Source organism: Caballeronia glathei (assembly GCF_000698595.1).
GTDB lineage: Bacteria > Pseudomonadota > Gammaproteobacteria > Burkholderiales > Burkholderiaceae > Caballeronia > Caballeronia glathei.
Map to the genome: position 1 here is coordinate 1 of NZ_JFHC01000298.1, position 514 is coordinate 514.

General features: G+C 53.7%; 3 tRNA genes. All 3 read left to right on the forward strand.

The features are described 5' to 3' along the window. Nucleotides 1-131 precede the first annotated feature (131 nt). The 3 genes from BG61_RS38865 (at nt 132) to BG61_RS38875 (ending at nt 420) form a co-directional block, all read left to right on the forward strand. Nucleotides 132-217: transfer RNA gene (locus BG61_RS38865), tRNA-Tyr, on the forward strand. Nucleotides 218-255: 38 nt separating this feature from the next. Next, nucleotides 256-329, forward strand: a tRNA-Gly gene (locus BG61_RS38870). A gap of 16 nt (nt 330-345) precedes the next feature. Then, nucleotides 346-420: transfer RNA gene (locus BG61_RS38875), tRNA-Thr, on the forward strand. Nucleotides 421-514 lie beyond the last annotated feature (94 nt).

The window sequence follows — 514 nt, forward strand, 5'->3', positions numbered from 1 at the left end:
CGCAAAGGTGGGGTTTTTGCGTTTGGCTGGGTCGAATGAGCGTTCACTATAAGTGAGAACACTCATTGGTGTGAATGACACGTAGGGCTTGACATAGTCGTGTTGCTCCCCCATAATCGATAGTTCTCTGCGGAGGGGTGCCCGAGTGGCTAAAGGGGGCAGACTGTAAATCTGTTGGCTTACGCCTACGTTGGTTCGAATCCAACCTCCTCCACCAGAATTTTAAAGTAGTGTGCGGTAGGGAATCAGGCCCGTGCGGGTGTAGCTCAATGGTAGAGCAGAAGCCTTCCAAGCTTATGACGAGGGTTCGATTCCCTTCACCCGCTCCAGCATCAAGATGGTTGCGCCCATGTGGCTCAGTGGTAGAGCACTCCCTTGGTAAGGGAGAGGTCGGCAGTTCGATCCTGCCCATGGGCACCAGCAGTAAGCCTAGAATGTTTGCGCGCGGCGCAAGGTACGGAAATCCTGTTAGGAGTCGAAAATGGCCAAAGGTAAATTCGAGCGGACCAAGCCG